The sequence below is a fragment of the Streptomyces synnematoformans genome, from assembly GCF_039531005.1.
In the GTDB taxonomy this organism is placed as follows: Bacteria; Actinomycetota; Actinomycetes; order Streptomycetales; family Streptomycetaceae; genus Streptomyces; species Streptomyces synnematoformans.
This window is the reverse complement of sequence record NZ_BAAAPF010000375.1, coordinates 1-6,255: the sequence shown is the minus strand read 5'-3', so window position 1 is coordinate 6,255 and position 6,255 is coordinate 1. Positions and strand designations below refer to the sequence as shown.

The window sequence follows — 6,255 nt, the reverse complement described above, 5'->3', positions numbered from 1 at the left end:
TGGGGCCGGCCGGCAAGGCGGCGCTGCTGGCCGGGCTGGCCGCGGAGCGCGGCGCGGCGCTGGTGGCGGCCGAGAAGCAGCCGCACCGGGCCCGGCTGGTCGCCCGCGCGCTCGCCGGCAACCCGGGCCCGTACCAGGTCGTCGTCGCCGACGGCACCCGCCCGGCCTGGCGCCCCGGCGGCTTCGACCGCGTCCTGGTCGACGTCCCGTGCACCGGCCTGGGCGCCCTGCGCCGCCGCCCCGAGGCCCGCTGGCGCCGCCGCCCGGAGGACCTGGAGGGCTTCGCGCCGCTGCAGCGGGCGCTGCTGGACGGCGCGCTGCACGCGGTACGCCCCGGGGGCGTCGTCGGCTACGTCACCTGCTCCCCGCACCCCGCCGAGACCCGCGCGGTCGTCGACGACGCGAGGAAGGCGGCCGGCGCCCCCGGCGCCGAGCTGCTCGACGCCCGCCCGCTGCTGCCCGGCGTGCCGGACCTCGGCGAGGGACCGGACGTCCAGCTCTGGCCGCACCGCCACGGCACCGACGCCATGTACCTCGCGCTGCTGCGCCGCACCGGCTGAGCCCCGGAGCACCCCCGGAGCACACGGCCCCCGGCACGGCCGGCCGGCACCGAACCGACATTCCGGTCCCCGGCCGGTGAACAGGGGGTGCAGCACGGGTACCGCGGCAGTTCGCGCGGCGCGGACATGGCAGGCTGGGGGCATGGCAGTCCAGATCAACCCCAGCATCCTGTCCGCCGACTTCGCGCACCTCGCCGATGAGGCGGCAGCCGTCTCCGGTGCCGACTGGCTCCACGTCGACGTCATGGACAACCACTTCGTGCCCAACCTGACGCTCGGCGTCCCGGTCGTCGAGTCGCTGCGCCGGGCCACCGACACCCCCCTGGACTGCCACCTGATGATCGAGGAGCCGGACCGCTGGGCCCCCGCGTTCGTGGACGCGGGCGCCGGCTCCGTCACGTTCCACGCGGAGGCGGCCGCCGCGCCGGTGCGCCTGGCGCGCGAGCTGCGCGCCAAGGGCGCGCGCGCCGCGATGGCGCTCAAGCCGGCCACCCCGGTCGAGCCGTACGAGGACCTGCTGCCCGAGCTGGACATGCTGCTGGTCATGACCGTCGAGCCGGGCTTCGGCGGCCAGGCGTTCCTGGACATCATGCTGCCCAAGGTGCGCCGCACCCGGGAGCTGATCGCCAAGCACGGCCTGGAGCTGTGGCTGCAGGTCGACGGCGGGGTCTCCGCGGAGACCATCGAGCGGTGCGCCGAGGCGGGCGCGGACGTGTTCGTCGCCGGCTCCGCGGTGTACGGGGCCGAGGACCCGGCCGCCGCGGTGCGGGCGCTGCGCGCCAGGGCGGCGGCGGCCGGCGAGCGGGCGGCCTGGACGGCCGGCTGCCCCTAGCGTCCGCGCGCACCACCGCACCACCGCACCACCCGCCCCACGGCCCCGGCCCCCTCGGAGCCGGCGCCTCCGGGGCCGGATCGTGAAAGTATGGACCACGAAGCAGCGCCTTGTGAGCGCGCCGCTGGGCAGAGCAAAGGAGATCGCGGTGTCGACGGGCCGGACGGCTGCGCGGATGGGACCCGCGGAGCTGGTACAGGCGGCGGCGATGGCCCGCCGCTTCTACCTTGAGGGCAAGTCCAAGATCCAGATCGCCGACGAGTTCGGCGTCAGCCGCTTCAAGGTCGCCCGGGTGCTGGAGACCGCGCTCGAACGGGACCTCGTACGGATCGAGATCCGCGTCCCCGCCGAGCTCGACGCCGAGCGCTCCGACGCCCTGCGCGCCCGCTTCGGCCTGCGCCACGCCGTCGTCGTGGAGGCGCCGGCCGACGCCGTGCCCGACACCCGCGACCCGGAGAACCTCGGCAGTGTCGCCGCCGACCTGCTCGCCGAGCTGGTCACCGAGGGCGACGTGCTGGGCCTGGCCTGGGGCCGGTCCACGATCAACATGGCGCAGGCCCTGCACCGGCTGCCCCCGTGCACGGTCGTCCAGCTGACCGGCGTCTACGACGCGGGCACCGCCGAGCGCGGCTCGGTGGAGGCGGTGCGCCGCGCGGCCGAGGTCGCCGGCGGCGAGGCCCACCCCATCTACGCGCCGATGCTGCTGCCCGACGCCGCCACCGCCACCGCGCTGCGCAGCCAGACCGGGGTGGCCCGCGCCTTCGAGTACTTCGACAAGGTGACCGTCGCCGCCGTCTCCATCGGCTCGTGGGAGGAGGGCATCTCCACCGTCCACGACATGCTCTCCGAGGAGGAGCGCGAGCACTACGCGTCGCTCGGCGCCGCCGCCGAGATGTCCGCGCACCTCTTCGACGCCGAGGGCCGGCGCATCGGCCGCGACCTCGGGGAGCGGTGCATCACCGTCGAGGCCGACCGGCTGCGCCGGATCCCCGAGGTGGTCGCCATCGCCGGCGGCGCACGCAAGCGCGAGGCCGTCGTCGCGGTGCTGCGCTCGGGGCTGGTCACCAGCCTGGTCACGGACACCGTCGCCGCGGACTACCTGCTGGACGAGGTGGCGCCGGGGCCCCGCCCCGCGCTGGAGCGCGCCGACCCCGACGCCCGGTAGCCCCGCGGGGCCCGTCCCGTACGCGGCGCACGGCCGTCCCGTACGGGCCCTGCCGCGGCCCGCGCCGTCAGTCCCGCGGAGCCGGCGGGGGCCCGGACAGGGCGGCCGGGATCTGGGCGCGCGAGGTGAAGCCGAACCTGGCGAGGATGTGCTCCACGTGCGCGTCGACCGTGCGCTTGGAGATCACCAGCTTCTCGGCGATCTCCCGGTTCGTCAGCCCCTGCGCGACCAGCCCCGCCACCTGGCGCTGCCGGGGCGTGAGCCCGTCGCCCGGGCCGGGCGGCTGGGGCGGGACCGCCGCCGCGGCCGGGGCCGCCTCGTCGTCGAGCGCGAGCGCCACGGCGGCGTCGACGGGCAGCCGGCCGCCCTCCCCGAACGCGGTCTCGTAGCCGTCGTTGCCCAGCGCCTCGCGCGCCTCGCCGGCCGCACCCGCGTGCAGGTCGTGCAGGACGGAGATGCCGAACCGGGGCTCCTTGACCGCCCGGCGCCACAGCGCGTCCGCCGCGCCCTGGAGCGCGGCGACCCGCTCGAAGTGCCGCAGCTCCGCGGCGCGCCAGGCGAAGCCCTCCAGGAAGTGCGCGATGCCCGTCAGGTCGTGCAGCACGGCCTTGGTGCGGATGCCCTGCCGCGCGCACTCGATGCTCTCGCGGTGCTCGCCCTTCAGCCACAGGCCGATGCTCTTGACCCACAGGGCCCACCCGCGCGACCACAGCTCGGCGGGGGTGTCCGCGTTGCGCCGCAGCGAGTCCTCGCAGAGCGCGATGCCCTCGCCCGTACCGCCGTTGAGGACGTGGAAGAAGCCCGCGAAGAAGCCGCTCATCAGCAGCCCGGCCGTGTCGCCCTGCTCGGCCAGCTCCCGGCGGGCCGCCTCGAAGCCCTCGGCGACGCCCTCGGTCCGGCCCCGGAAGTAGCGGGTGTGGTGGCGGAAGGCGCGGGTCCAGGCGAGCCCGGCGCGGTCGTCGATGCGCAGCGCCACCGCCTCGGCCTCGTCCAGCAGCGCGAAGGTGTCGCCGCGCTCGCCCTGCAGGTCCATGAACCAGCAGGTCAGCCAGAGGGCCTTGACCCGCTCCCGGCGCTCCTCGGGGCAGCGGTCGAGGGCGCGGCGCAGCCAGTAGCGGCCCTCGGTGAGCAGTCCGGTGCAGTGCCAGAACCCCCACAGCATCGTGGCCATCTTCAGGCCCGCGGCCGCGTCGGCCGGGTCGGCGACGCAGAACTCCAGCGCGACCCGTATGTCGTCCTGGTCGCGCACCATCTGCCGCAGCAGCGGGACCTGCCGGTCGCCGAGCCACTCGGCGTCGAACAGCCGCGCCCGGCGCAGGAAGTGGTCGCGGTGCCGGCGCCGGGTCCGCTCCGCCTCCGCGCCGGGGCCCAGCCGCTCCAGGCCGTACTCCCGGATGGTGTCGAGCATCCGGTAGCGGGTGCCGTCCTCGGCATCCACCCGCACCACCACGGACTTCTCGACCAGCCCGATCAGCGCGTCGAGCACGTCCTCGGCGGGCAGCGCCCCCGCGGCGCCGACGGCCTCGGCGACCTCCAGGCTGAACTCCCCGGCGCAGACCGCGAGCCGGGACCACAGCAGCCGCTCCGGCTCGGTGGACAGCTCGTAGCTCCAGCCGATGGTGGTACGCAGCGTCTGGTGCCGCGGCACGGCGGTGCGCCGGCCGCCGGTGAGTAACCGGAAGCGGTGGTCGAGCCGGGTCAGCATCTCCTCGGGGGAGAGCACCCGCAGCCGGCTGACCGCCAGTTCGATGGCCAGCGGGATGCCGTCGAGGCGGCGGCAGAGCGCGCGGACGTCGGCGCGGTTGTCGTCGTCGACGGCGAAGCCGGGCACGGCGGCGGCCGCCCGGTCGGTGAACAGCCGCAGCGCGTCCTCCGCGGGCCCGGAGTCCGCGACGTCCAGCGGCGGGATCGGCAGGATGTGCTCGCCCGCGACGTCCAGCGGCTGGCGGCTGGTGGCCACCACGCGCAGCTGCGGCGCGGCGCGCAGCAGCTCCTCGGCGAGCACGGCGCAGGCGTCGACGAGGTGCTCGCAGGTGTCGAGGATCAGCAGCGCCGTCTTGTCCTGGAGGTACGCGGCGAGCGCGTCCTGCGCCGGCAGCGCGGCCTGCTCCGGCAGGTCGAGCGCCGCGGCGACGGTGTTGGGCAGCAGCCGCGGGTCGGCGAGGGCGGACAGCGGCACGAGGGTGACCCCGTCGGGGAAGCGGGCGCGCAGCAGGTGCGCGCCGCGCACGGCGGTGCGGGTCTTGCCCACCCCGCCGGGGCCGGTGAGGGTGACCAGGCGGGCCTGCCGCAGACAGGTGTCGAGGAGTGCCAACTCCTGCCGGCGGCCGACGAAGCTGGTGGCCTCGGCGGGCAGCTCTCTGGCGTACATCCGACGACCGTACGGCGGCCGGGGGCGGGCGCCGCGGTGAGTCCGCGGGATTCAGCCGATCGAGGGGTGCGAGATGGCAGAATGCCCCGGTTCGAACGGGGGCGTGCGCCGCGGGCCGGGGAGCGGGTCAGCCGGCCGGGGGCCGCCAGTCGGCGACCAGCGCCAGCAGCCCGGGGAAGCGGGCTTCGAGATCCGCGACCCGCAGCTGGTTCCCGCGGGAGAGGCCGTACTGCCGCTGGCGGATGAGCCCGGCCTCGCGCAGCGTGCGGAAGTGGTGCGTGAGCGAGGACTTGGGGCGGTCGATGCCGAACCAGCCGCAGGGGTGGTCGATGCGCTCCGCCTCCAGCAGCAGCTTGCGCACCACGTACAGCCGCAGCGGGTCGCTGAGCGCGGCCAGCACGGCCTCCAGCCGCAGCTCCGCGCGCGCCGGCTCGGGCAGCGGCTCCGGCAGCTCCGCGGACTCGGTGAAGCTGCGGAAGCCGGTGGCGGCGTCGACGGCGGGACCGGCCGGGGCGGCGGTGGCGGCGGTGGGGGGCATCGGCGGACTCCTTCCTTGTACGAGTTGCATCGTACTGGAGAGGTGCTGTACGAATCTAGTCGTACTAGTCGCTGTACGAGATGGCTCGTACAGTGTCGGCTCACCCCCGCCCCTGGAGCGCGCATGACGGCCCACACCCGCCGGACGGACCCCACCGCCGCCACCCGTACCGCCGGCACCGGCGCGGCCGCCGGGCCGCCGCCCGGGTCGCGGCGCTGGATGTGGCTGGCCGCCTGGCCCGTCGTCGTCGCGCTCGCGCTCTCCAACGAGCCCGCGCCGCTCTACGTGCTGTGGCAGGACCGGCTCGGCTTCTCCGCCGCCACCATCACGCTGGTCTACGCCGGCTACATCGCCGGCCTGCTCGCCGCCCTGACCTTCGCGGGCACCCTCGCCGACCGCTACGGCCGCAAGCCCGTGCTGCTGCCGGGCCTCGCGCTGGCCCTGGTCGCCACCGCGCTCTTCGCCACCGCGCACTCCGTCGCCGTGCTGGGCGTGGCGCGCGTGCTCAGCGGGCTGGCCGTGGGCGCGTTCCTCGCGGCCGGCATGGCCGCCGTGGCCGACCTCGCGCCGGCGGGGGAGAAGCAGCTCGGCGGGCTGGTCGCCTCCGCCTCCATGGTCGGCGGTGCGGCGCTCGGGCCGCTGCTGGCGGGGGTGCTGTCCGAGACGCTGCCGCACCCGACGGTGCTCGTCTTCGCGGTGCAGGCCGGGCTGCTGCTCGCCGCGCTGCCGGTGGTGCTGCGGATGCCGCTGCGCCGGGCGCGCGCGGACCCCGCGCCGGGCACCGCGGCG

At 76.3% G+C, this 6,255-nt stretch carries 6 protein-coding genes; 4 read left to right on the top strand and 2 right to left on the bottom strand.

Translation table 11 applies throughout. The features are described from left to right. The 3 genes from ABD317_RS32320 to ABD317_RS32310 form a co-directional block, all read left to right on the top strand. Positions 1–560, top strand: a 560-nt coding sequence (locus ABD317_RS32320; RefSeq protein ID WP_486389026.1) for an RsmB/NOP family class I SAM-dependent RNA methyltransferase, incomplete at its 5' end; no start/stop codon positions are given. Positions 561–702: 142 nt separating this feature from the next. Beyond that, positions 703–1,392, top strand: coding sequence for a ribulose-phosphate 3-epimerase (gene rpe, locus ABD317_RS32315; protein WP_027757262.1), 690 nt, complete (start codon positions 703–705; stop codon positions 1,390–1,392). 175 nt (positions 1,393–1,567) lie between these two features. Then, entirely contained in the window at positions 1,568–2,557 is a 990-nt protein-coding gene (locus ABD317_RS32310) for a sugar-binding transcriptional regulator (RefSeq protein WP_344294670.1), read from the top strand. Between the two features lie 67 nt (positions 2,558–2,624). Here the strand turns inward: ABD317_RS32310 and ABD317_RS32305 are convergent, their stop codons facing one another. Continuing rightward, positions 2,625–4,928 carry an ATP-binding protein gene (locus tag ABD317_RS32305; protein WP_344294666.1) on the bottom strand — a complete coding sequence of 768 codons (2,304 nt, stop codon included), beginning with the start codon at positions 4,926–4,928 and terminating at the stop codon, positions 2,625–2,627. 127 nt (positions 4,929–5,055) lie between these two features. Next, a complete protein-coding gene (locus tag ABD317_RS32300; RefSeq protein ID WP_037784277.1) occupies positions 5,056–5,466 on the bottom strand; it encodes a helix-turn-helix domain-containing protein in 411 nt (136 codons plus the stop codon). Positions 5,467–5,589: 123 nt separating this feature from the next. On the opposite strand from ABD317_RS32300, the gene ABD317_RS32295 reads away from it, so the two are divergent. Beyond that, positions 5,590–6,255: MFS transporter (locus ABD317_RS32295; protein ID WP_425582494.1), on the top strand; the 666-nt coding region annotated here is incomplete at its 3' end.